The organism is Cryobacterium zongtaii (assembly GCF_002909375.1).
In the GTDB taxonomy this organism is placed as follows: Bacteria; Actinomycetota; Actinomycetes; order Actinomycetales; family Microbacteriaceae; genus Cryobacterium; species Cryobacterium zongtaii.
In genome coordinates, this window is sequence record NZ_PPXD01000024.1 from 23,912 (window position 1) to 46,924 (window position 23,013).

At 64.1% G+C, this 23,013-nt stretch carries 17 protein-coding genes; 13 read left to right on the forward strand and 4 right to left on the reverse strand.

The window, feature by feature from the left end; translation table 11 throughout:
• The 11 genes from C3B61_RS14845 (at position 1) to C3B61_RS14885 (ending at position 16,638) form a co-directional block, all read left to right on the forward strand.
• On the forward strand, positions 1-1,146 hold the full coding sequence (locus tag C3B61_RS14845) for a glycerol dehydrogenase (protein WP_088458230.1): 1,146 nt from the start codon (positions 1-3) through the stop codon (positions 1,144-1,146).
• An 847-nt stretch (positions 1,147-1,993) separates the two neighbouring features.
• A complete protein-coding gene (locus C3B61_RS20295) occupies positions 1,994-2,170 on the forward strand; it encodes a type ISP restriction/modification enzyme (protein WP_165791187.1) in 177 nt (58 codons plus the stop codon).
• Positions 2,167-2,490: a hypothetical protein gene (locus tag C3B61_RS19510; protein WP_133160316.1), complete on the forward strand. Its 324-nt coding sequence runs from the start codon at positions 2,167-2,169 to the stop codon at positions 2,488-2,490. Before C3B61_RS20295 ends, C3B61_RS19510 begins: the two co-directional genes overlap by 4 nt.
• A 69-nt stretch (positions 2,491-2,559) precedes the next feature.
• Positions 2,560-3,642, forward strand: a complete 1,083-nt coding sequence (locus tag C3B61_RS14850) for a LacI family DNA-binding transcriptional regulator (RefSeq protein ID WP_103461444.1) — start codon at positions 2,560-2,562, stop codon at positions 3,640-3,642.
• 168 nt (positions 3,643-3,810) lie between these two features.
• Complete coding sequence (locus tag C3B61_RS14855; protein ID WP_103461373.1) at positions 3,811-5,472, forward strand: ABC transporter substrate-binding protein; 1,662 nt, start codon at positions 3,811-3,813, stop codon at positions 5,470-5,472.
• 107 nt (positions 5,473-5,579) lie between these two features.
• Positions 5,580-6,560, forward strand: a complete 981-nt coding sequence (locus C3B61_RS14860) for an ABC transporter permease (RefSeq protein ID WP_103461374.1) — start codon at positions 5,580-5,582, stop codon at positions 6,558-6,560.
• The gene (locus C3B61_RS14865) at positions 6,557-7,522 is read left to right on the forward strand and encodes an ABC transporter permease (protein WP_103461375.1); all 966 of its coding nucleotides are present in this window, start codon (positions 6,557-6,559) and stop codon (positions 7,520-7,522) included. The genes C3B61_RS14860 and C3B61_RS14865 overlap by 4 nt, the downstream gene beginning before the upstream one ends.
• On the forward strand, positions 7,519-9,249 hold the full coding sequence (locus C3B61_RS14870; RefSeq protein ID WP_103461376.1) for an ABC transporter ATP-binding protein: 1,731 nt from the start codon (positions 7,519-7,521) through the stop codon (positions 9,247-9,249). The genes C3B61_RS14865 and C3B61_RS14870 overlap by 4 nt, the downstream gene beginning before the upstream one ends.
• Positions 9,250-9,319: 70 nt before the next feature.
• Positions 9,320-10,489 carry a glycoside hydrolase family 1 protein gene (locus tag C3B61_RS14875; RefSeq protein ID WP_103461377.1) on the forward strand — a complete coding sequence of 390 codons (1,170 nt, stop codon included), beginning with the start codon at positions 9,320-9,322 and terminating at the stop codon, positions 10,487-10,489.
• A 153-nt stretch (positions 10,490-10,642) separates the two neighbouring features.
• Positions 10,643-14,104: a glucosidase family protein gene (locus tag C3B61_RS14880; RefSeq protein WP_133160317.1), complete on the forward strand. Its 3,462-nt coding sequence runs from the start codon at positions 10,643-10,645 to the stop codon at positions 14,102-14,104.
• 17 nt (positions 14,105-14,121) lie between these two features.
• On the forward strand, positions 14,122-16,638 hold the full coding sequence (locus tag C3B61_RS14885) for a glycoside hydrolase family 3 protein (RefSeq protein WP_103461379.1): 2,517 nt from the start codon (positions 14,122-14,124) through the stop codon (positions 16,636-16,638).
• Positions 16,639-17,259: 621 nt separating this feature from the next.
• Here C3B61_RS14885 and C3B61_RS14890 read toward each other — a convergent pair.
• The 4 genes from C3B61_RS14890 to C3B61_RS14905 all read right to left on the reverse strand — a co-directional run bounded on the left by C3B61_RS14890 (position 17,260) and on the right by C3B61_RS14905 (position 21,331).
• Complete coding sequence (locus tag C3B61_RS14890) at positions 17,260-17,958, reverse strand: tetratricopeptide repeat protein (protein WP_103461380.1); 699 nt, start codon at positions 17,956-17,958, stop codon at positions 17,260-17,262.
• 197 nt (positions 17,959-18,155) lie between these two features.
• Positions 18,156-19,190, reverse strand: coding sequence for a PDDEXK nuclease domain-containing protein (locus C3B61_RS14895; protein WP_103461381.1), 1,035 nt, complete (start codon positions 19,188-19,190; stop codon positions 18,156-18,158).
• A gap of 171 nt (positions 19,191-19,361) precedes the next feature.
• Complete coding sequence (locus C3B61_RS14900; protein ID WP_103461382.1) at positions 19,362-20,255, reverse strand: exonuclease domain-containing protein; 894 nt, start codon at positions 20,253-20,255, stop codon at positions 19,362-19,364.
• Positions 20,256-20,338: 83 nt separating this feature from the next.
• A complete protein-coding gene (locus tag C3B61_RS14905) occupies positions 20,339-21,331 on the reverse strand; it encodes a DUF559 domain-containing protein (RefSeq protein WP_103461383.1) in 993 nt (330 codons plus the stop codon).
• A gap of 221 nt (positions 21,332-21,552) precedes the next feature.
• Here C3B61_RS14905 and C3B61_RS14910 point away from each other — a divergent pair, with 221 nt between their 5' ends.
• Both C3B61_RS14910 and C3B61_RS14915 read left to right on the forward strand, forming a co-directional pair.
• Positions 21,553-21,894 carry a hypothetical protein gene (locus C3B61_RS14910; RefSeq protein WP_103461384.1) on the forward strand — a complete coding sequence of 114 codons (342 nt, stop codon included), beginning with the start codon at positions 21,553-21,555 and terminating at the stop codon, positions 21,892-21,894.
• Positions 21,895-22,060: 166 nt separating this feature from the next.
• Positions 22,061-22,969, forward strand: a complete 909-nt coding sequence (locus C3B61_RS14915) for a nuclease-related domain-containing protein (protein WP_244285951.1) — start codon at positions 22,061-22,063, stop codon at positions 22,967-22,969.
• The last annotated feature ends 44 nt before the right edge of the window (positions 22,970-23,013 follow it).

The following is a 23,013-nucleotide window of genomic DNA, read 5'->3' on the forward strand; positions in this document are numbered from 1 at the left end:
ATGACCACTCCAATCCGCACAGTTATGAGCCCCGGACGATACGTCCAGGGCAAGGGAGCGATTGATCGCCTCGGCGAATTTGTGGCTCAGATCGGATCCGCCCCCGTGATCGTCGCTGATGACGTCGTGTGGGGCTTCGCAGGGGAGCAGGTGTCGGCGAGCTTCGCCACTGCGGGCCTCCGCGTTGAACGAGTCGAGTTCGGCCGATTCGCGACCGCGGCCGCAGTCGACGCGCTGGTCGAGAAGATCCGCGCAACCAAGTCCGACGTGATCATCGGCGTGGGTGGCGGAAGCACGATCGATTCAGCCAAGGCCGCCGGCTTCCTGGCCGGAATTCGCTGGGTCAGCGTGCCCACCGTGGCATCGACCGACGCACCCACCTCCGCACTCTCGGTGATCTACACGGAGGAGGGCGAGTTCGTCGAGTACCGGTTCTTCCCCCGCAATCCCGACCTTGTGCTTATCGACACCCAGATCGTGGCCAATGCGCCGGTCGAGTTCCTCATCGCCGGTATCGGCGACGCATTGGCAACCTGGCTCGAAGCCCGGGCCACGGCGACTGCCAATGCGACCACGATGGCCGGTGGGCTACCGACCCAAACTGGAACCGCGCTGGCCAAGTTGTCGTGGGACGTCATCTGGGAAAATGCCCTTCCCGCACTCGACGCCGTGCGTGACAACCTGGTCACTCCTGCTCTCGAAAAGCTGGTAGAAGCTAACACCCTATTGTCCGGGCTTGGTTTTGAGTCGGGCGGCCTAGCGGCGGCCCACGCCATCCACAACGGTCTGACGGCGGCGCCGCAGACCCACGGGCTCACCCACGGTCAGAAGGTGAACATCGGCTCTTTGACCCAACTCGTCCTTGAGGGCGCGCCACGCACCGAGGTGGAAGACTTCATCGAGTTCACCACTCGCGTCGGTTTGCCAACCACGCTGACGGAGATCGGTCTGGGCCTAGATGACGAGAAGGAACTGAGGGCCATCGCAACGGCTTCTACCCTGCCGGGCGAGACAATCCACAACATGCCGTTCGTAGTCACGGCAGACGACGTTCTTGACGCTCTCAAGTCGATCGAGCGGCTCTCTCGCTCCGTGCGCGTTGCGCGCGGATTGCCCGCTCCCGTCAGGTACGTGCAAAAGCACTGACACGTCGGCCCGCCGGTCGCCACGCACCGCAGTGGCGTTCCGGCTGGCCGCCGTCTTGCACTCGGCCGCCGGGGCGGCGCTGTCGTTGATGAACAGGTCGCCCGCTGAGGCTGTCTTGCTTGGACCTGCCCGAGCACGCAGATGCACCGACGGGTGCAGCGCAGCTCGGACAGTTCCGAGCCAGCCCCGCGATCGTTGAGCGGGATGCTGTCTGTTGAGGCATCCGCGCGATGGACGCCCGTCGCGACGCCGCCGACGACCCCGGCGTCCTGAGCACCTCGGAGTCGACGTCGGGATAGCGGCCGACGTATAGGTGGCTGGGCACCTTGGAGAAGGGCGATCTGGGCGTTGTGGGTGCATTTGGGGCTCACGCGGCGGTTGACCGCATTCATGCTGTTTCAGGCGATACCCATGATTATGTTCGAGTCGAAGAACTCGCCGTGAATCCGTGCAACCGAGAGGGCTACGCGCCCCAACTGTTCGACATCATTTGGACCGGGCACAGGACCGACCTGCGCGGTGACCTGGAAGCGGTCCAGGATTAGCTACTCCACCCGGCTCGTCGCGTTCAGCGGAAAGCTGATCTAAACGTAGACCAGCCCGCTGGCTCTAGCCTGGCTGAGCAGGCGGGACCCCGAAGAGCGATGGCTCTAATGTCCGGTCTCAGATGCAATATGGGTGCGCCGCCGTGAACGTGTCGCTGGTCCGGTTGGACAGGGATGAATCATTTGGGTCGGTGATCTTGAATCCGTGCACGGATGTTCACAATGCTTGACCGTTTGTGCGGAACTCAGCCCGCTAAAGATTTGCTCAAGCAGGACTTCCAGTTGGACTTCGTTCTCGTCGATTGTCACCACCAAAGCGGAAGAGCAAGGCCGGAGCATGGGACAAGTCCACGATTATCTACAAACAACGCCTCACGCGCCGCGGAATACCGGAAGAGGCGCATGAATACATGCTCGGCTCACGTTCTGTGATCGAGTGGGTTCTGGATGACGGCGCTCATCGAAAATCCCCAGCATGAACAACCCCAGCGACGTCATCGACGAGGCGGTGACACTCCCGGAACTTGCCGCCGCCCAAGCTAGAACAACTGACCTGCACGGTGTCGAGAAACTCCACCACTTAGCGGGACGTGACCGTTGCAGCACGATGAACCGGCATCCCGGCGCACCCCAGATCAACGAAATCAATGCGCGGATGCGGGGGAAACAACTTGACCATCAAACACTCTTTCAATCAGAGCCTTGCTGCGACCGTATGGCTTTGCCGCCAGCTGTGGTCCAAAATCAGGCAACTAGGCGCATCTCATGGGCATCCGACGATCATGCCAAGATGGACTAGACCGCAGCCTTGTGCCAGTCCACGGCCCACAATCCGCCCAGCTGGAGTCCATACGAGATGGAGGATCTGATGCCGAAGACTCCCACCGTCTACGACGTGGCGGATCTCGCGGGGGTGTCGATCGCGACTGTGTCGCGGGTGTTCCGGAAGCCGCACAAGGTGTCGCAGGCGACCAAGGACCGCGTGAACGCCGCCGTCCTGAATTTGGGCTACGTGCCGAGCGGAAGCGCTCGTAGTTTGGCGGCGCGACGGGCCGGTGCGATTGGGCTGTGCTTCCCCGACTTCGACGGGATCGACGGTGGGCCGGCGCCGATTGTTTATGCCGATGGCAGGGTGATCGAGCAACTCGACCCGCCCGAGGACGTCGAACCGAGCGGGGACCTTTACCTCAGCGAGGTCATGCTTGGCACGGAGATCGAGGCGTGGCGGCACGGTATGGCCGTGACTATCGCGGTGGCGCGGGGCGACGAGATCTTCGACAACCTCGCCGGTCGTGTCGATGGCATGATCACCCTCTCGCGGACGGTGCCTGAGGGGCTGCTTGCCCACATCGCCCGGCATATCCCGGTCGTGGTCATCGCCGGCACGCGCGCAGGGGACGATTACGACCACATCGGCACCGACAACGTGGCCGGGATGCAGGCGATGACCCGGCACGTCGTCGACGCCCATGGGGTCCGCGACCTGGCCTTCGTCGGAGGCCCGGCCGACTCCCCGGACGATCACGACCGCTTCGAGGGGTTCCGAATGGGGCTGCACGCCGAGGGGATTGAGCTGCCGTCGGAGCCGCTCCTGCGAGGTGACTTCACCCGGAGCCACGGTCGGATGCTCGGTCGTCGTTTGGTCGAGGCAGGTCGGGTCCCGCGGGCGCTCGTGTGCTCGAACGACCAGACCGCCCTTGGAGTCCTCGACGCCCTACTCGCCACAGGGCTGAGGGTGCCCGAGGACGTCATAGTCACCGGCTTCGACGGGATCGACGCCTCGCAAACGTCACGACCGCGGCTCACAACCGTCCGTCAACCCATGCGTGAGTTGGGGCGAGCCGCGGTGGACACCTTGCTGCGCAGATTGGGCGACCCTTTGATGCCACCGCAGACCGGGACCTTGCCGGTCACGGTGCTGCTGCGTGAGAGCTGTGGTTGCCTCGCCTGACCCAGGCAGGGCATCGTCACGTCCATCCCGTCGTCTGTTCGATCAAAAGTTGCGCGAGGGTGATGTATGCGCATACAGTATAAGGACAGCACTACTTGCCGACGTAATCCGCGTGGATGCGTAACGCTCGGCCGAGGTGACAAAGATGACACTAAGGAGAAGACATCCATGATCGATGGCACCCGTCGGACGCGCATGCGCCTGACTTCCGCCCTGGGGCTGGGGCTCGCCGCAGCCCTGGCGCTCAGCGCCTGTGCGGCCCCCGAGTCGGGACCCACGACCGGAACGGATGGATCGAGCTCACTCATGCTCGCCGCCGACAACGGATCGCCGACGTTCGTCAAGAACTTCAACCCGTTCGTGATCGAGAAGCGCACCGCATCGACGATCATCAACGAACCCCTCATGGTCGTGAACGCGCTCGACGGCAAGTCGACGAGCTTTCTGCAGACCGACTACACGCAGCCCGACGCCAAGACGATTGTCTCGGACATCCGCGAGGGCGTCATTTGGAGCGACGGCGAAGAGTTCACCGCTGAAGACGTCGTCTTCACGTACAACCTCCTCAAGGAGTTCCCAGCTCTCGACAGCACCGGTGTATGGTCACGTCTTGAGTCCGTGAGCGCCGAAGGCCTGAAGGTCACCTTCACCCTTCAGGCGGAGGACTCCTCCGCCCCTATCACCGTGCTCGCCGTCCCGATCGTCGCCGAGCACCTCTGGGCCGACGTCAAGGACCCGGTTACTTTCACCAATGAAGACCCCATCGGAACCGGCCCTTATACGCTCGGCGACTTCAACGCGAACCAGTACAAGCTCGAGAAGAATGCGGACTACTGGCAGGCCGACAAGGTTGCCGCCGATGAACTCGTGCTCCCCGCCGCGAACTCGCAGCTGGACGTCGTCAACAACGGCTACGACTGGGCCTACGCGTTCATGTCTGACGTCGAGAACACCTGGGTCGCCGCCGACGAGGGCAATCAGTATTGGTTCCCCGCGGCTGGCACGGTTGCCATCGCGCCGAACCTCACCAAAGCGCCCTACAACGACCCGAACTTCCGCGAGGGCATGTCCCTCGCGCTCGAGCGCGACAGCATCGCCGACAATGCCTCCGAGGGCACCGTTGGTGCCGCCGGCCAGCAGGGACTCCTGCTGCCGACACAGGACGAGTGGCTCACCGACGCCATCCCCGACAAGGGCATGGTCGCGCAGGATACCGACGCTGCCGAAGCGGCCTTCGCCAAGGCCGGCTTCACGTCCAAGGGCGGAAAACTCGTCGACGCGGACGGCGTCCAGGCCAAGATGACGATCACAACCCCGAACGGCTGGACGGACTGGCTGCGCGCAGTGCAGGAGATCCAGAAGCAGTACGTTGCGATCGGCATCGACGTGAAGATCAACCAGCCGCAGCCCGCCGCCTACTTCCAGGCGGTTCAGAACGGTGATTTCGATGTTGCGATGACGTCCTTCGGCGGCAACGGCTCGGTCTACCAGGGCTACTACAACCTGCTGAGCTCCGATTTCCTCCAGCCGATCGGTACCACGGCTCCGTCGAACTACCAGCGGTACTCCAACCCTGAGGTCGACAGGATGCTCACCGAGTTCCGCACGACCGTAGACGCGGACCGCCAGAAGGAGCTCGCCGGGGAACTCCAGGAGGTCATGTACAACGACCTCCCGGTCATCTCCGTCTACTATGCGGGCCTCTGGGGTCTCGTCTCCGACAAGAGCTTCACCGGCTGGCCCGACGCCGACAATCCCTACATGACGCCGACTCCGTACACCTCGGCAGCGCTCGTCGTCCTGACCACCATCACGAAGGCGAACGGCTAAGAGGTTCTCCTGCAGAACCGCTAAAGGCTGAGCGAGGTGCCTCTGACACCTCGGGCACCTCGCTCAGCCCCGCTGTGCCCCAACCTCCTATCGAAGGCGAGTAACCCGTGTGGTACCCCCTGCGCAAGCTTGGCCTGCTGCTCCTGACCGCGTGGGCCGCGATCACCCTGAACTTCCTGCTGCCGCGGCTCATGCCCGGCACGCCTGCTGACGCGGCCATCGCGAAGCTGGCACAAAACGGCCCTGTGGATCCAGCGACCCGAGCAGCCATCGAGGCTCAGCTCGGCGTCCCGACCGGCGACGTGTGGTCGCAATACGTTCAGTACCTCGGCAACGTGTCCCGCCTCGACTTCGGGGTCTCGTACACGTTCTTCCCGCAGAGCGTTTCCTCCCTCGTCTTGAACGCGCTCCCGTGGACACTTGTCATGGTCGGTCTCGTAACGATTGTCGCGTTCGTCCTCGGCACCCTGCTCGGTGTGCTCGCCGCCTGGAAGCGCGGCACCTGGCTCGACACCCTCCCCACGCTCGGCGGAACGTTCACCTCGGCCTTCCCATACTTCTGGACCGCCCTTCTGCTCGTCTTCTTCCTCGGCTACACGCTCAAGTGGTTCCCGACCTCGGGCGCGTATGGCCTCGAAGCGACCCCCAACCTCAGCCTCGCCTTCATCGGCGACGCGCTCGGCCACGCCTGGCTGCCCGCCGTGACTATCCTCGTCACCTCCGTCGGCGGCTGGATACTCGGGATGCGCAACAACATGATCAATACCCTCGGCGACGACTACGTCACCTTCGCCGAAGCGAACGGTCTGCGCACCCATACCGTCGCTATCAAGTACGCCGCCCGCAACGCGATCCTGCCGAACCTCACCGGCTTCGGCCTGGCGCTCGGTGGTGTGGTGGGTGGCTCGCTGCTCGTCGAGCAGGTCTTCAACTACCCCGGTGTGGGCTACTTGCTCTTCAACGCGGTCACGAACCAGGACTTCCCGCTCATGCAGGCGCTGTTCCTCATGATCACGATCAGTATTCTGCTCGCGAACTTCTTGGTCGACATCTTGTACGGACTATTGGATCCGAGGACCCGACGATGACTGCTCTAGTGAATCCCCCTGAACCCACGGGCTCGACCCCGCCCCATCAGGCCGCGCGCGGTGCCGGCCCCGTCCTCCCCAAGCAGCACGGGCCGGCCTCGCCGTTGCGGGTCCTCACACGCGGCGCCTCGACGATCTGGAGCAACAAGAAGGCCCGCATCGGCGTGGTCCTGCTCCTCGCCTTCGTGGCTCTGGCCATCTTCGCGCCGCTCATCGCGCCCTACGGCGCAGGCGAGAACGGCTTCGGACGCAACCAATCTCCATCCGGAAGCCACTGGTTCGGTACCACGGCCGCAGGCGAGGACGTGCTCTCGCAGGTTATCTTCGGTGCCCGGATTTCGGTGCTCGTCGGCTTCATCGCCGGGTTTCTCTCCACCCTCATCGCGGTCGTCGTCGGCCTGTCGTGGGGCTATATCCGTGGCCCGCTCGCCGACGTCATCAACTTCATCGTCAACCTCGTGCTCGTCATCCCGGGGCTACCGCTCATGATCGTCATCGCGGCCTACCTGCAGAACGGCGGCATGACGATGATCATCTTCGTCGTCGTGCTCACCGGTTGGGCGTATGGGGCGCGCGTGCTCCGATCGCAGACGCAGTCCATCCGCGGTCGTGACTTCATCACCGCAGCGCAATTCGCCGGAGACGGCGCGGCCCGCATCGTCTTCCACGAGATCCTGCCGAACATGACCTCGCTCATTACCGGCAGCTTCTTCGGTGCGGCGACGTCGGCGGTCCTCGCGGAGTCGGGCCTGTCCTTCCTGGGGATCGGCGACACGACGACCGTGAGCTGGGGATCCATGCTCTTCTGGGCGTCGAATTCAAACGCCCTGCTCACCGGTCAGTGGGTGCTGCTTTTCGCACCCGGCCTGTGCATCGCACTGATCGCCACGTCGCTCACTCTTATCAACTTCGGGGTGGACGGCCTGTCCAACCCCCGCCTTCGGGAAGGAACCGGACGATGAGCCTGCTCGAGGTCAACAACCTGTCGGTCATCTATGAACCGCGCGGCGCGGAGCCGACATATGCGGTCAGGAACGCTTCTTTCTCTCTGGAACGTGGCGAGTTCGTCGGCCTCGTGGGGGAGTCCGGCTCCGGCAAGTCAACCCTCGGCTTCGCGGTGACCCGCCTCGCTAAGGCGCCGGCCCGCATCTCGGAGGGAACGATCCTCTTCGATGGACGCGATATCGCGAGCATGGATGAGGAGGAGCTGCGCAAGCAGCGTCAGGGCGGTTTCGCGATGGTGCTGCAGTCCGGCATGAACGCCCTCAACCCGGTGCGCTCGATTCGCAAGCATTTCGGCGACATCTTTGCCGCGCACGACCACGTGCCCACGAGCAAGCGTCTCGCGCGAGCCTACGACCTCGTCGAGAAGGTCGAGTTGCCCCGAGATGTGCTCGACCGCTTCCCCGGTGAGCTCTCTGGCGGGATGAGACAACGCGTCTCGATCGCTCTCGCACTGTCGCTTGAGCCCCAGCTCATGGTCTTCGATGAGCCGACCACGGCTCTCGACGTCCTCGTGCAGCACGCCGTCATGGGCACCATCCGGGAGCTGCAGAAGTCTGAGAACTTCACCGCGCTGCTGATCAGTCACGACCTCGGCGTCGTGCTGGAGTCGACGTCACGGGTCATGGTCATGAGCGAGGGCGTCATTGTTGAGGACGGTACGTCGCAGCAGATCCTGCACGCACCGCAGCACGAGTACACACAGATGTTGCTCGGCCACTATGCCGACCCCCGCGCGGAGGTCGTCGAGGTGCCCGGGCTCGTCGTGCGCGGCTTGACGATCTCGAGCACCGGGCTCGGCTCCGCCCTCGACGCCGTCTCGCCGAAGACAGGCGAGGTGACAGCTGCGCCCTCCGCGCCCGCCCGGCGCCGACCGGGGCGGCCCGAAGTGGCGGCGATCGTGGTCGACGACGTCACTAAGGTCTATCCGCGGCCGCGCCGCGGTAGCGACCCGGTCACTGCCGTCGACCACGTCTCCTTCACCCTCGACCAGGGCCAGTCCATGGCCCTGGTCGGAGCGAGCGGCTCGGGCAAGTCCACCATCGCCAAGCTCATCACCGGCGTCGAACGTCCGACATCGGGCACGATCCTTTTCGGTGAGACCCGGGTCGACACGCTACGGGGCAAGGGGCTGCGGGGGCTACGCCAGGAGGTGCAGATGGTCTTCCAAGACCCGTACTCCGCTCTCAACCCGCTGCACACGGTCGAGTACGCGCTCATGCGCCCCGTCCTCAACCACACAGGACTGCGCGGTGCCGCGGCGCGCACGCGCGTCCTCGAGCTCCTCGACACCGTGGGCCTGACGCCCGTCGAGCAGTTCGCGGCGAAGCTCCCGCATCAGCTCTCCGGCGGGCAGCGTCAGCGCGTGGTCATCGCCCGCGCTCTCGCCTGCGACCCGCAGGTGATCATCGCGGACGAGCCCGTTTCGATGCTCGACGTGTCGTTGCGCGCCGGCGTTCTCGCGCTCCTGGATGGACTGCGGGTCACGTTCGGCGTCTCGATGCTCTACATCACCCATGACCTCCTCTCCGCTCGGCTGGTCACTGACCAAATCATGGTTCTCAATCAAGGCCGGGTTGTGGAGTCCGGACAGACCGCCCAGGTGCTGCGGTTCCCCCAGGACCCCTACACAATGGAGCTGCTCGAGGCGATCCCGCAGCCGCACCGCGCGGGAGCCGGGCGATGACCGGCGCCGGGCGCACTGCGCACACCACGTGCTGACTGCACCGATCCAAAAAAGACCAAGCGAGGCAAACATGCTGCACTTCCCCGAAGGATTCCGCTGGGGATCCGCGACCGCCGCTCACCAGATCGAGGGCAACAACGTCAACTCCGACTGGTGGCGTCGCGAGCACCTCGTCGACTCCACGATCGCCGAGCCGAGCCTTGATGCCTGCGATAGCTACCACCGCTTCCGCGAGGACATGCAGGCGCTCGTCGACGCGGGCCTGAGCATGTACCGCTTTTCGATCGAGTGGGCTCGCATCGAGCCCCAGAAAGGCTTCGTCTCCCAGGCGGAGCTCGCCCACTACCGTCGCATGGTCCTGACAGCCCGTGAGCTCGGTCTCGAGCCGATGATCACGCTGCACCATTTCACCATTCCGCAGTGGTTCGAGGACGAAGGTGGGTGGCGTGCGCCCGACGCCGTCGAGCGTTTCTCTTTTTACACGCGGACCGTGCTCCCAGTTCTTGAGGGCGTGGAGTGGGTGTGCACCATCAACGAGCCGAACATGGTCGCGATGATGGCCGGAGGCGACGGTCTAGGTGCGACCTTGCAAGCCTTCGGACAACCCGGACCCGACGTGGGCGTCGCCCGGATCCTACTCGCGGCCCACCGCGCCTGCCGAGCGGTGCTCGCGAAGGCCGGAGATTTCCGCACTGGCTGGACGGTCGCCACACAGGACTTTCAGCCTGAGCCAGGTTGCGAGGAGATCGCCCGCGAGTATGGCTACTACCGTGACGCCTGGTACCTCGAGATGGCCGCCGGCGACGACTGGGTCGGCGTGCAGGCCTACACGCGCACCAAGATCGGGCCCGAGGGGCCGCTCCTGATCGCCGATGGCGCCGAGAGGACCCTTACCGGCTGGGAGTTCTACCCGCGTGCCCTCGAGGACGGTATCCGCCTGTCCCACCAGATGGCACCGGGGGTGCCCGTCTTCGTCACCGAGAACGGCATCGCCACCGACGACGACTCTCGCCGGGTGGCCTATCTGCAGGGCGCGCTCGAGGGACTGCACCGGGCGATCACCGACGGGATCCAGGTGGAGGGTTATCTGTACTGGAGCCTGCTCGACAACTACGAGTGGGGTACCTACGGCCCGACCTTCGGGCTCGTGAGTGTGGACCGCTTCACCTTCGTGCGGACCGTCAAACCCAGCGCTCGATGGCTCGGCAACGTGGCGACGGCCAACGCTCTCGCTGTCTGAGCCTTCCCGCCCGCGCCATCCCGCTCTACCCGCCGCATCCCGCCCACTTGCAGCTGCCTGCATTGAGGAATATCCGTGACCACGCACACCATCCACCCGTCCACTACCGATCCTGCCGCAGCCGTCACAGCCCTGCCAGCCGAGCGTAGCCCCATGAGAGTCGCGCCGACGGCGGCGTTGCTGGAGGCGGGGACCACTCGCATCGAGCTGTCAGCCGCGGGTGACGTGCGTGCCATCACGTACGGGGAGTCGATGCTGGTCAACCAGTATGTGCCGAGCGAGCATGACGCAATGGTCGGCGGCGTGTTCTTGCGCCGCCACGGTCTGGACGCCTCGGGTACTCGCATTGTCGAGGGGGTACCGCTCGTCGGTGGACGCTCGTTCGGTGACTTCGCTGCGGAGCCGGGCTACGTGCGCTGGTCAGGCCAGGCCCTCGGGGCGAGCTACGTGGTGACTCTCACTCTTGACCCGCACGGTGACGTCTGGGTGTGGCGGGTGGACCTCGCGACCGGTGAGCCCGGCGCGGCGGGCTCCATCTACGACGTCATCTTCGCCCAGGACCTTGCCCTCGTGCCGTTCTCGACGGCCGTCAACAACGAGCCCTACGTGAGCCAGTACGTCGTGCACCACGTGCTCGACGACGCCCGCGCCGGAACCGTCATCGCGAGCCGGCAGACCATGGCGACTGCGCCCGTGCTGCCTCTGGCGGTGACCGCCCTCGTCGAAGGTGCTCGCGCCTACCTCACCGACGGATTCTCTTTCTATGGGCTCAACGCGAAGATCGATGGCCGCGCTCACAGCCTGGGTGTGCCCGACTGGGACTCGCTCATCTATCAGTACGAGTTTGCCTTACCGGCGCTACTCGGCCCCGAGTTCGATCTCACCGCTCCGCGAACCGTGCACGCGGTGACAGCCGTGGTCGCGGATTACCGCGGAGAACTCGCTGTCGCCCTCGACGAGGTGCCTGGGCTGTTCGATCGCGCGCTCGCGCTCGCGCTGAGCAGCGCGCCCTCAGCACCGAACGACGGTGTGCGCTCCGCCACAGCGAACACCGCCCCCGCTGCCGAGTCCCCCACGTCGTCCCGCTCCCTGCTGGTATCGGCCCCGCTGCTGTGTGGCCTCGACCTCTCCGACGCCGAGCTCACCGAGCTCGGGACCGTGTCGGCGAACTCCGACGCGTCGTCCCGGGTCCTCCAGCCCGAGCGCGACGATGCCGGGAACCTGCGGTCCTTCTTCACGCCCGAGGCCACCCACGTCGTCAGCCGCGCAAAGGAACTCGCGGTTGAGCGACCCCACGGGCACGTCCTCAAGGCCGGCACCGACGTTAGCCCGAACGACAACATCCTCTCCGCGACGGCCTACGCCTACGGGGTCTTCGCCTCCCACGTTGTCGTCGGGAACACGACCGCCAACCGTTTCGTTTCCGTCCAACGCAACCACCTCAACCTGCTGCGTTCCTCAGGGGTGCGGGCACTCGTTCGAATAGGTGACCGGTGGCAGCTGCTCGGAGTGCCCTCCGCCCTCATCCTCGACCTCGGCGGGGTCCGTTGGATCTACGCGACCGAGGACGGTCGCATCGAGGTGCGCACGACGGCGAGCCATGACGCCCGTGCCATCGAGATCTGCATCGACTCCGAGCAGCCGATCGACATCATCCTCACCGTGGATGTCGAGCTCGGCGGGCAGTCGTGGACCGCAAGCCGGGCCCTCAACGGCCGCGCGATCGTCTACGCTGCGGACGCCGGGACCGACGTCGCCGAGCACTGCCCTGATCTCGTCTACGTACTCGCCAGTGAGGCCGGGCGCTTCGGTGACGACACGGCGCTCTTCCCCGACGGCCGCTCCCATGGCACGAACCTGACGACTGTCGCTTTCGACGCAACGACCTCGGCCTCGCTTGTGCTCTCCGGTGACCTCGACGGCGCCGCGGACGCCCTCGCCCACGCCGAGGCGGTGCTCAACAACCCACTCGACGTCGCCGCCGAGCTCGAGGCGCACCGCGGTTACATCGCCGACTACACGCGCAACCTACGGGTCGAGGGCGACGGCCGCCTCACCGAGATCAACCTCCTGCTGCCGTGGTTCACGCAGAACGCGCTGGTTCACTTCCTCGTCCCGCACGGTCTCGAACAATACTCCGGCGCGGCCTGGGGCACCCGTGACGTCTGCCAGGGACCGCTCGAGCTCAACCTCGCCTTCGGTCACTTCGACGCGGCGCGCGACATCGTCCGCCGGGTGTTCGCCCAGCAGTCCCCGGACGGGACCCTGCCGCAATGGTTCATGTTCGACGCCTACCGCGAGCGGTACTCCGACGAGGCCCACGGCGACGTTGTCGTCTGGCCCCTGATGGCGCTGGGGGAGTACCTGGCTGCGACCGGCGATACGACGATCCTCGACGTCACGGTGCCGTACTGGGACGGCGAGCTACGCCGCCCGGGCAGCGTGGCTGCGCCCCTCACCGACCATGTGCGCGCCTCCCTGAACTACATCCGCAGCCACCGCGCCCCTGGGACTGACCTGCTCTCGTACGGTGAGGGCGACTGGGATGACACCCTCCAGCCCGCACAGGCCTCAATGAGCCGTGAGATGGCCTCCGCCTGGACCGTCGCCCTTCTGTTTCAGGCGGTCAGCACCCTCGGCGGCCAGCTTCGGGGGACCGCGCACGACTCGCTCGCCACCGACCTCATGTCCGAGGCGTCGACGATAGCGGCTGAATTCGCTGAGCGTCTCATCATCGACGATGTGCTCGCCGGCTACGTCGTCTTCACCCCCGAGGGCCCGCGGCCCGTGCTGCACCCCAGCGACGACCGGACGGGGCTTTCCTACCGGCTCATCCCCATGACCCGGTCGATCATCGCCGGGCTGTTCACCCCTGAGCAAGCATTGCGCCACGAGAGTCTCGTCGAGGAGCACCTGCACTTCCCCGACGGCGTCCGCCTCATGGACCGGCCCGCGCCCTTCCACGAAGGCCAGACGCGATTCTTCCGTCGTGGTGAGCAAGCGGCGAACTTCGGCCGTGAAGTCGGGCTCATGTACACCCACGCCCACATCCGCTACACGCAGGCCCTCGCGACGCTGGGCCGTGAGCGGCTCGTCACGGAGCTGCTGAGAATCAGCCCAGTCGGCCAGTTCGAGCGACTGAGCACGAGCATGCCGCGCCAGCGAAACTGCTACTACTCCTCCTCCGACGCAGCCTTCACCGACCGCTACGACGCCGCCGCGAATTTCGACCGGTTGCGAGATGGCACCGTCGGGGTCAAGGGCGGATGGCGCGTCTACTCCAGTGGCCCGGGTATCTACCTTCGCCAGCTGGTGCAGGGAGCGCTCGGCCTCGTCGAGCGAGCCGGCGCGGTGGTCATAGACCCGGTCCTCGCTCTCGAGGACGACGGCCTCACGATCGCCATCGACCTTGCCGGCGAGCGTCGCACGGTGCGCTTCCACGTCGAGCCCGGCAGCGGGGATGTCCGCGTGATGGCCGACGGCGCGCCCCTCACCGGGGTCAAGACGACGGCGCACTACCGCCAGGGTGGCCTGTCCGTCTCGTTCGCGGACCTCATCGGAATCTCGGTCCTCGACGTTCACGTCGGCGTTGACCGCAGCACACTTGAGGCCTGACCATGGAGGAACATCTGATGACATCGCCGGCGGACAACCCCACCCCATCGCTCTCGGCGGGCGAAGAGCAATTGGCGCAGGCCTCCACGGGCCTGGTTGACACCGAGACCTACATCGACCCGGAGCTCGTCGCGCTGTGCCGGGAGTCCGCCGCTGACGGGACTGTCCTGCTCCGCAACGACGGCACCCTCCCTTTGCGCGGGGGGTCGCGCATTGCGCTCTTCGGGCGGGTCCAGATCGACTACTTCTCGGTCGGGTACGGGTCGGGCGGGGACGTCAACGCTCCGTACTCCTGGAACCTTCTGGACGCACTACGCGACGGCGGCCAGGTCACCGTCGACGGAGATCTCGCCGCGTCCTACACACGCTGGTGCGCGGAGAACCCACCCGACGAGGGCACTTGGGGGAATTGGCCGCGCTACTTCGAGGAGATGCCCCTCGAAGGCGAGGCCGTTCGAGCCGCCGCAACCCGGGCGGACGTCGCCATCGTCGTCCTGGGGCGTGCCGCCGGGGAAGCGCGAGAGAACACCCTGACTCAGGGCAGTTATTACCTCACGGACGCGGAGAAGAGCCTGCTGGACGCGGTCACCTCAGCGTTCACGCACACCGTCGTGGTGCTCGATTGCGGCAACGTCATCGATCTCGCCTGGCTGGACCAGTACGGCGAGGCGATCTCCTCGGTGCTCTACGCCTGGCAGGGCGGCATGGAGGGCGCGCGGGCCATCGCGGATGTCCTGACCGGCGTGCAGGTGCCCGGAGGGCGACTCACCGACACCATCGCACGTTCCTACGCCGACTACCCGAGCGCACCGAACTTCGGCGGGCTCGAGCATAACGACTACGCGGAGGACATCTACGTCGGCTACCGGTACTTCGAAACCTTCGCGCCCAACGCCGTCCTCTTTCCCTTTGGGTTTGGTCTCGGGTACTCGAGACTCGATGTGGTGGCCACGGCCTACGTCAACGACGAGGAGGTCACGGTCACCGCGCGCGTGAGCAACGTCGGGACGGAGCATCCCGGCGCTGAGGTCGTCCAGGTGTACGTCCAAGCGCCGGACGGCGAGCTCGGCATGCCTGCCCGCACGCTGGCGTCCTTCGCGAAGTCGCGACGACTGGACCCGGGCGAGAGCGAGTCGTTGCACCTGGCGTTCCCGATCGCCTCTCTGGCCTCTTACGACGATTCCGGGGCAACCGGCCATCGGTCCGCCTACGTCCTCGAGGCCGGTGAATACAAGGTGTTCGCCGGCACCGACGTGCGCGCGGCGACCCAGATCGCCTCGTTCACGCTCAGCGAGCTGCGCGTCGTCGAACAGCTGACCGAGGCGTGCGCACCCGCCGCCGCTCACCCCTTCCAACGGATGATTCTCGACCGCGACGACGCCGGTCGCGCCGTCGTCGGGTGGCAGGATGTCCCCACGCGGGAGGTCTCCCGCCGCGAACGGCTCCAGGCACGCACGGTTCCGGTACTGGAGCAGACCGGAAGCCAGGCCGTCACCCTGGCCGATGTCGCTGAAGGGGCAGCGACGCTCGACGAGTTCGTGGCCCAGCTCTCCCACGAGGACCTGGAAGCGCTCACCCGAGGTGACGCAGTCATGGACAGCCCGCTCGGGACGCCCGGGAACGCTGGCGTGTTCGGCGGCATCACCGCGTCGCTACGAGCCAAAGGCGTGCCTCCCATTACGACGACGGACGGCCCCTCCGGCATCCGGCTGGCGGCCTACGCTGCGCTCCTGCCCTGCGGAGCGGCACTCGCCTCAACCTGGAACACCCCGCTCGTGCGTCGACTCGCGGCACACCACGGCGAGGAGATGGTCCGCAAGGGCACCCACGTGCTACTCAGCCCGGGAATGAACATCCACCGTGACCCCCTGTGCGGGCGCAACTTCGAGTACTTCTCCGAGGACCCGCTGGTCACCGGCCTTATCGCGGCCGCAGTCGTGGCCGGCGTCCAGGAAGCGGGAGTAGCGGCCTGCCCCAAACACTTTGCGTGCAACAACCAGGAAACCAACCGGAACCTCAACGACTCGAGAGTCTCGGAACGGGCCCTGCGGGAGATCTACCTGCGCGGGTTTCAAATCTGCCTCGCCCAGGCGCGCCCGCACACCCTCATGACGTCGTACAACAAAATCAACGGCGCATGGTCGCACTACAACGACGAGTTGTGCACGACGATCCTGCGGGAGGAGTGGGGATTTGAGGGAACGGTGATCACCGACTGGTGGATGCAGCGCGCCGTCGACCCGGATTTCCCGGCAGTGGCTGACGACGCATACCGGGTCCGCGCGCAGGTCGACGTCTTTATGCCTGGCGGATGGTTCGACCACGTCAGCGGCGGCTTCGACACCACTGCGGCATCGTCTCTGCTCGATTCCCTCGCTCGCCCAGACGGCATCACACTCGGTGAAGTCCAGCGCACCGCCCGAACCGTCCTCCAGCTCGTTCTGGCGCTACCCGCGCTGAGCGAGGAGATCATCAGGAACTCACGGGAGAGGAGCCTGCCATTCATGAGCTCCGCCAGGCGTGAAAGACCTTGAAACGACTGGCCCCTGCCGCACCCAACGAATCGCTAGGTTAGGATAACCGCGGCGCTTGATCTCTTCCCCTCCGGGCTAGCCAGGAGCTCAGACTCTGCATCTCGCTCCATCAGTCGGAGTGTTCACGGTCAGGACGGAATTCCCCAGCGCGGCTACCGCCGACTGTGTCCCCACGCGGGCAATAAAATCGGAGCCCGCCTCAGGCTTGTGCGAGCCGTCGAGGCACTCAAAACCTCGACCCATCGGTCGGCTTTTGGGGTCGGATCAAATTTCAGGTTGAGACGCTTTGCGGTGGTCGGATATATTGAATCGGCGGGCAAACAGACAACGTGAAACCACGGAGATTCGGGTATTCCGAAAGGGTATGCGCCGAGACATTCCCGATGTTGAATCAGAGCGCTCAGGCCTGAATCACAGTACATGTAGCGCCCGCATCTCAGAGAAATGGCGGAAGTTCCTGACGCGGCCGACGCTCCGGCGGGTAAATACCAGGGGAGTCCTATTCTGCAAGTTCTGCAATAGATACAGTACTTGTTGACATAATCATTATTATCGGCGGTCAGGATAGACGCTACGAAAGATTTGAAGACGCCAAAGTCAGCTCCTCCTGGGGCCGTGCGATCACAGATCAACCCAGCCTCGGCTCAGCTGAGTAAGAGTGAGCGCGATGTCGACAAGCGCCGCAATTGCGCATCCGCGCGCCCACCATCTCGCTTTCAGCGCGGCGGCGAGTACCGCGCTGGAAGCGAGAGCCAACGCGCCGACACCGTTGGTGATGAGGACTATCGTTCGAGCGAGGTTAGAGCTCACCGAGTCGAACACGGCGAAACCGGTAACCACATAGGCGCCGCCGATGCTGGCGATCGTCCAGCAGATCCACAGGACGATGGTGAGGACGAGGACCGTGTTGTGGTCGGGCTCGCCGCCCCCCGAGAAGACGGGCTCGGGGCGGGGTCGAAAAGCGAATGTCTCCCGGTACTCCTGAACAGGACCGTCGAGAATCGCTCGCACCGGCGGAGAGAGCACGCCGCCGGGAAGCGCGAGGAAGTGGGCAACCCGCGCCTCGTCGACACCGGATGCCGCGAGCAAGCGAGCGAGCCGGTCTCGCTCGAGGTCGGTCGTCCAGTCCGGGATGTCGACCCCCCACCGGCCGGCCTGGTCCGGGTGTCCCATCTGCCGGTAGCATTCGGCCAGCATTCGACGGACCTCGTCGAAGGAGGGATGAGCACGAATCGCGTCTTTCAACACCCTTAGCGCCCCTGCCCGGTCGTCGGCTTCCCAGGCAGAGTGCGCTTGTGCCAGAACCAGCTTCTCGAACATCCGCCCAGTTTGACCGCGCAACCCTTGCTCCCCTACTCGGTCATTGCAGCCTGATGTGGCGCGCTAGCTCAGCCGAGAGTTTAGGGCACGACTGAGCGAGCGGACAGTCCGGCATTGCAGGGCCAGTGCTGCGGCGAAAATCTCGAGTACCCACGGCGTGAAAATCCTATTGAACGCTCGCTGGATGGATGACGTTTTCAGGGCTCGTCGGGAACCCAGTCGAGGGCGGCCGCTAGCTGTTCAGCGGCAGGAAGAGCACTGCGTTCGTCGTCGGGCAAGGTGTCGTAGGAATACGTCGAGACAGCCATCGGGGAAGCGGCGCGACCGAGTGAATATCTCACGGTGTGGTCGTTGCGGCTGCCGCAGATCAAGATACCGACAGTTGGTGCGTGGGCGCTGCGGCGGAGCCGGTCGTCGACCAGGGCGACGTAAAACCCGAGCTGTCCGGCGTGCTCCGGCAGGAACTTTCCTGTCTTGAGTTCGATGACGACGTAGCGCAGTTGTTCGACGTGGAAGAACAAGAGGTCGAGGTAAAAGTCGTCGCCGTCGACGTCGAAGTGGACTTGGCGGCCGACGAATGCGAATCCGGCGCCAAGTTCGCGGAGGGTGTCAACGATACGGTCCATGAGCGCTTGTTCAAGTTCGCGTTCGGCGACGTCGGCCGTGAGGTCAAGGAAGTCGAAGACGTAGGGGTCTTTGGCGAGTTGGTGTGCCAGGTCGGAGTCTGCTGGCGCGAGCTGGGTGCTGAAGTTCGACGGTGATGATCCGATTCGCGCGCGGGTCTGGTTCATGATTTGGTTCATCAGCACGTTTCGGGACCACCCGTGTTCGGCTGCTGCAGCTGCGTACCATTCACGGTCTTCGCGCGAATCGAGTTTGTCGAGCAGGACGGTGACGTGGCCCCACGGCAATTGGCCAACAGCTTGTTGGCCAATTGGGCGCTGGTTGTTCCAGGCCTGTGCGAATGCTCGCATGTATTTCAGGTTTGACCGCGAAAACCCTTTCATGCCCTGGAACTCGGCTTGCAGGTCATCAGCTAATTGGTTGAGGACACCCGTGCCCCACCCTCCTTGTGCTTGGCGGGAGGAGAGAACGGTGCCGATGTGCCAGTAGAGCTCGAGCAAGTCCGTATTGACGCGTCGCTGGGCACGCAAGCGGGCGCCGCGGACTCGGGTTTTCAGCTCCTCGAGGACCAGCCGGTAGTCGCCGGGCACAAGTGTGTTGTCAGACATCGATCGGAGCTTACCTGACCGCAATTCTCTACTGTCGGAGTTCAGCGCCGCGCACAATTCGAGAGCGCAACGAAGCTTTCGTCGACTTCCAGACCGTCTTCTGCTCAGGATCTCAACCAGACCGGGAGACTACCCCGGGAGGGCTGAATCAATCTGGTGGTAGCGAGTGTTTCAGAAAGTCAGAATTTCGAGGAATGTCTGCTCAGTGACAATCTCGATCGATTGACCGGCAACAGCGAGCTCCTGGGCTCGCTGGATCTTAGAACTCAGCGTCGCACCGACCCGGAGGGTGGCTGGGTCGAAGCCTCCCATGACGACCAGGGAAGTCTTCTTCGTGACGTTTCCCGACACAGCCGCCCCGAATGAGGCAACGAGATTCTGAGCCTCCGAGCGAGTGTAGCTATCGAGATCACCAGAAAAACAGATCACCTCGCCGAAAAGGGGATGGTGGGGATCCGCTACAGCGCTCGCCTGCGGAAGATCGGCTTTCTTCTGATAGATGCGAGATCGAGTTGCCCTGACTTTGTCCCGGGCGGGGACCGATGCCCACAACTCCTCGACCGTTCCCGCACCGCGTTCCTGGGCCACACGTAGTGTGATCTGGGCGCACGCAAGTGAGTCTGCCCCTGCTTCATGGTGGTCGAAGCCCGCCAACCCGAAGTGCGCGATAACGAGGGGGAGCTTGTGGCTAGGGAGCTGGCAGTGATGTCGAACGATGGCCAAGGCGTCGAAGAATGCGAAGTCCGACGACGGCGTGCCAGTGAGGTTATTGGCGGCGTTGTAGACGCCCTTGTCGAATGGGCTGTACGCGATGAGCGGGTCCCCATCAGCGACCTGGCTAATGCGCTGTAATGACTCCTGCCAAGACGGAGCGCCGGAGACCTGCTCCAACCCGATGCCGTGCAAGTAGGTATTCGTGAAATCCAGACCAGTGGGCGGGGTGACAAACCACGACTCGGTAGAGGAAACGCGACCATCCACGACTTTTGTGAGGCCTACGGCGCAAACGGATGCCCGATCGAAGTTGGCTGTTTCGAAGTCGATTGAGACGAAGTTCAGGGGCATACCCGCAGTCTAGGTTTCGCGATCGGTCATGCCCGGCGGTTCCTTGGGGCGTGGAAGCCCCCAATAGTGGTCCTGCTCAAGCCCTAGGCGGTTGTCCAAAGGTTTGCGCGCATCCCATTGCGTATGAGCCGGAAGCGTTGGTATGGCCCATACATCCCGGTCATGATCTGTAGATCCTCCAGCCGCCATCCTGCGTCGACAGCGCTGGCATGCAATTGTGCGAGCACTTCACCCTGAGCAGTGAAAGCTGTGTCGGATATCGCATCGACGCCAACTAAGTTGCATGTGGCATCCCAATCTTCTCCGCCAGCATTGAACTTCTCGAAGATTCGGATACTCGATGCTTGCTCACCGGTGAAGAGGTGGTCGCCCCAGGGGAGCTGGGACACGGATCCGAAATTGTCCATCTCGGTCAGCAGCTCGATGAGTGGGGCCCTCCAGTGCGCTTTCGGGGTGCCGGCGAGGCCGAGCCAGCATATATAGCGAGGAGAACTCCACCCCTCCCCCACGGCCAGATAGTTTCCGCCATCCATCGCAACCATCCGTTCGATGGTGTTCCCGTCGCCTCTCCAGGAGACGTAGAAGGCATTCTCCGTATACTTGTGGGGAGAGATTGCCCCAAGACGGGAAGGCGCTTTCGGGTTCTTCGGGCGAACCGCCTTCGCTATGTGCCGAACCGTCCCGGGCCGACCCGCGACAGCATCTCCAATCGCCTCAATTAGGGCTTCGATCGATGCCTTGGTGGGAGCAGAGGACTCGGAGACGACATCGTGTGGCCCGACTTCGCTGAGGCCGCCGAGCCGCAGTCGAACGACTGTCCAACCCACTTCCCCCAACAGCTGGTTTCGGAGTTGATCTTTCTCGAATTCGTCCGCGTGGGTGTAGCCGGAATCAATCTCCACAGCAACCTTGGCGCTCTTGATGAGGATGTCTGGAGAAAGCACCGGGTGATTATCCCTGGAGGCTTCGTGCCCGCATTGAATGGCCGAGCGGCCTTTGTGAAGCTTTAGCCGAGCGTCGAAAAGTTTCTGCCGGACGCTTTCTTCCATCTTGGACGTACTCGGGTTCTTGGACATGACAACTGCCCCTATTTCGTACCTCGCGCTGCGCACCACGGACACCCCCAGTAATAGTTGCTCGGATAGTATCGACGGCCACCGACACCCAGATAGGACACTCTCGCTGGGATGGCCGCGGTGCACTTCAGCCGACGATGTGCAGGTTAGGTCCAGGTCGGCAGCGTCTGCCGTGCTTTGCGTGAGCCGGCTAAAGTGTTCGTCGTCGATAGACTCCGACTATGCCGCTCGACCTGACCTTTCTCCTGGTTGGCATCGCTATTGTCGTGATTACCATTTGGTGGGGTAGCAAGGCGTTGTTGGCCCGGTTTCAGAAGCGAACAGCCGAACGGCAGTGGTTCGAGGCAACAACTAGGGCTATTGCCGCCACTCCAGATTTGCTTGACACGATCGGGCCGCTCAGCGAGGAAGAGCTGCGCGAACTGCTCAAGCAAATCGTTTTCGAGATCACGCGCGCAGGTGCTGTGAGCTGGGCGGATTTGGTCGGAACCGTCGGATGGGTTCGGAAGAGAGTACGGGAGCAGGCAGAAAATCCCGAGATAGAACCAGCCGCCGAGCTGTAGGCGTCGACGAACGGATAGCGGCATTTACACAGCCAAAGGGGACCGAAGAGGAGCCCGGCGACATCCGCTGCTCCAGTTCCGAATCAATATGGAAAACGCCCCCAATCATGGCTACACCGCGCTAGAGCTCCTTCGCCTGCGGTCCAGCGGCCCTAGTGTGTCTAACGTGAGCGGTGACGCGGCGTTGCCGCCAAAGACAATGCGGCTTCGATACGCGGGACGATGCCGAATATGCGCGTTGGAAATCTCTGCGGGGACGATGGCGGTGTACGAGCGGGAGACCAAGACCGTCGTCTGCCTAGAGTGCCCTCCAAATCCGCCTCTCGCTGCACCCGCGATCGTCAGCACAACGAACGCCCTGCCTCTGGAGGTCTCCACGGCCGCCGGTCCGGAACCACAACCAGAGCCGGCTGAGGTCTTCACGGGCGTCGCGGGTGCCTCGGCTAAACGAGAATACGACCGACGTAAGGACAGGCGTCAGGCGCGGATCCGTGACGACCACCCCTACCTGGGGAAGCTCATACTCGCGGTGAGCGATGATCCGCAAAGTACCCGGGCGTGGGCCATCGGAGCGCGAGGAGAGGAAGTTCTGGGCCAACGGCTCGACAAACTCACGGGGCGTAACATTCACGTTCTCCACGACCGTCGCATCCCCCGCACGAGAGCCAATATCGATCACATCGCTGTCTGCCCCACCGGGGTCTTCGTCATTGACGCCAAGAAATATCAAGGTCGTCCCAGCTTGCGAGCCGAAGGAGGCCTATTCCGTCCCCGCACGGAAAAACTGATAGTCGGCTCACGCGACTGCACCAAACTTGTCGACGGCGCACACAAGCAAGTCGACCTCGTCCGATCTGCACTCGAAGACGCGGACCTCGAGGGGGTTCCCGTGCGTGGGCTCCTCTGCTTCGTGGACGCCGACTGGCCACTCTTCGGTGGCGACTTCACGATTGACGGCGTCCATGTCACCTGGCCGAGAAGAGCACTCGAGAACCTAATGAAGCCCGGCCCAGTAGATGATCAGACCGCGAGGCACATTCATCGTACGCTCGCGTCCTGCTTCCCACCCGCCTGAGGGTTGATCCGACGGTTCCAGCGATCGTCGCAGCCGACAGGTTC